Source organism: Shinella sp. (assembly GCF_049651085.1).
Classification (GTDB): Bacteria; Pseudomonadota; Alphaproteobacteria; order Rhizobiales; family Rhizobiaceae; genus Shinella.
This window is the reverse complement of sequence record NZ_JBASBL010000029.1, coordinates 1-1880: the sequence shown is the minus strand read 5'-3', so window position 1 is coordinate 1880 and position 1880 is coordinate 1. Positions and strand designations below refer to the sequence as shown.

The following is a 1880-nucleotide window of genomic DNA, read 5'->3' as shown; positions in this document are numbered from 1 at the left end:
GGCATCAAGGCGATCAGCCCGTCAACGAGCATATTCCTCATGACGATGAATACCCTGTTGGGCAGTTCGGCGCCGGTGACGGCTCGCTCGACGCTGGCTTCGCACTACGCGATGTACCGGACGCTCGCCGGGTCGCTGAATGTCGGGCTGATCGACCTTGCGCCGGGTTGGGCCGGCGCGACGACCGCTGACCTGCCGGATGGCCTTCATCCGACTATCGCGGCACACCGCGCTCGCACAGTGCCAGGCATCGTGGCGGCGCTCTCGCCTTTGGTTTCCTGACTACCAGGCGTCGCCGGAGACGTAATCGCTTTCCTCGACCGGCGTCGGCCGGCGGTAGACCCATTCGCCATCGACTTTCTTGCGGGCGAGCAAACCTCGCGCCTGCTCTCCCGTCTCGGTAAGCGTCTTGTCGGTCAGGAAAATCTGTACGGACCAGCCGCCATCGGGTGCTGGCTCGCCTAGCAGCTTTGTCAGGATCTTGCGCATTTCTTCCCGGTCGAGATCAGAGCCGGGGAGTTGAGAACTCTCAGAGGAGAGCGCCCACGCCTTTAGGGTTGCCCCCTGAACATACGCGTGGGCCTCCCCGACCCTTTGACCGGAGAGTGCATGTAACGGCTGCACAAAGCCGCCTCTGAGGGGTTCTCACGCCCCGCCGCTCGATGTGCGAGCGGCATCGGCACATAGCCACAAATCATTTTCCATCGCAACCGAAAGGAATTGCCATGACACGACGTATCAACGCGGCGGGCCTTGCCCACATCATGCAGTGGGAAGGGTGTGAGCTGACCGCCTATAAGGACGTGGCCGGGGTGCTTACCATCGGCTACGGCCACACCAGCGCTGCGGGCATCCCGCACGTCAAGGCCGGTATGCGCATCAGCCAGAAGGAGGCGGAAGACATCCTTCGCGCCGATCTCGGCAAGTTCGAGGAGCGGGTGCAGCGCCTGGTCAAGGTCCCGCTGACCGACAACCAGCATGCCGTTCTCGTCTCCTTCGACTTCAACACCGGCAAACTTCACTCGTCCACGCTTCTGAAAAAACTCAATGCGGGCGACTATGACGCCGTGCCGGCCGAGCTGATGAAGTGGGTCAATGCCGGCGGCAAGCGGGTGAAGGGCCTCGTCAACCGGCGCTCGGCCGAAGCGGGCCTTTGGGCGAAGGGCGAATTTGTCTCCAGCAACACGACGGAGGCGAAGCCCAGGCCGGAGCCCGTCGTCACGAAGGAGTACGTCTCCTGGTTTACCGGCATCCTCTCGACGCTCGGCCTCGCCGGGGCAGGAAGTGGCCCGCTGCAATGGGCGCTGGCGATCATCCTTGTGATCTCCTTCGGCGTTGGCCTGTTCTTCTTCATCAAGAAGCGGCTGGATCCGGCATGATCCCTTGGCACAAGATCATTCTGGGTGTCGTCATCGCCGCCGCCCTCATCTGGCTTTACGCCGACATCCGCGCCGATGGCGCGCGGTCCGTCACCTCGAGACTTGAAAGGCAGAACAATGAAGCAGGCAACGCGGCTGACAACGCTCGCAGCGCTTATGACCGGTGCCTCGATGCTGGCGGGCTGTGGAATTTCCGGGCCGGCCGATGTGACGGGCCAGCGTCGCGTCGTGGGGACTGATCTGGTCGGCGCGCGCGGAGCAACGGCGGCCGATCAACGGAAGATCGACCGGACGGTCGTTGGGCTGTGTGCCGGCGGGGTCTGGACAAAGGATGAATGCCAGCGGCATGGGGAGAGGCAATGATGCCAGATGCGGCGCTGCACCAGCAGATGGGCGAACTAATCGCCAGCCAGCGGGCAATCCTGGAGGATCTTCGGCGGATCGAGGACAAGATACAACGGTCTGACGACAGATCCGATGCCAGCCGGACCAAGATGCACA

Annotated in this window: 5 protein-coding genes and 1 pseudogene; 5 read left to right on the top strand and 1 reads right to left on the bottom strand. The window is 63.0% G+C overall.

The genetic code is table 11. The annotated features are described in order from the left end of the window. A pseudogene (locus WA950_RS20675) lies at window positions 1–282 on the top strand (hypothetical protein); the annotation flags it as partial. On the opposite strand, the gene WA950_RS20670 reads toward WA950_RS20675, so the two are convergent. Then, window positions 283–489 carry a hypothetical protein gene (locus WA950_RS20670; protein ID WP_424553622.1) on the bottom strand — a complete coding sequence of 69 codons (207 nt, stop codon included), beginning with the start codon at window positions 487–489 and terminating at the stop codon, window positions 283–285. 236 nt (window positions 490–725) lie between these two features. Between WA950_RS20670 and WA950_RS20665 the strand changes: the two genes are divergently transcribed. The 4 genes from WA950_RS20665 to WA950_RS20650 form a co-directional block, all read left to right on the top strand. Continuing rightward, window positions 726–1379, top strand: a complete 654-nt coding sequence (locus WA950_RS20665) for a lysozyme (RefSeq protein WP_424553621.1) — start codon at window positions 726–728, stop codon at window positions 1377–1379. Then, window positions 1376–1618: a hypothetical protein gene (locus tag WA950_RS20660; RefSeq protein WP_424553620.1), complete on the top strand. Its 243-nt coding sequence runs from the start codon at window positions 1376–1378 to the stop codon at window positions 1616–1618. The genes WA950_RS20665 and WA950_RS20660 overlap by 4 nt, the downstream gene beginning before the upstream one ends. After that, window positions 1536–1742, top strand: a complete 207-nt coding sequence (locus WA950_RS20655; protein ID WP_424553619.1) for a hypothetical protein — start codon at window positions 1536–1538, stop codon at window positions 1740–1742. Before WA950_RS20660 ends, WA950_RS20655 begins: the two co-directional genes overlap by 83 nt. Next, a partial coding sequence (locus WA950_RS20650) for a DUF1515 family protein (RefSeq protein ID WP_424553623.1) occupies window positions 1715–1880 on the top strand: 166 nt, incomplete at its 3' end. The genes WA950_RS20655 and WA950_RS20650, both read left to right, overlap by 28 nt.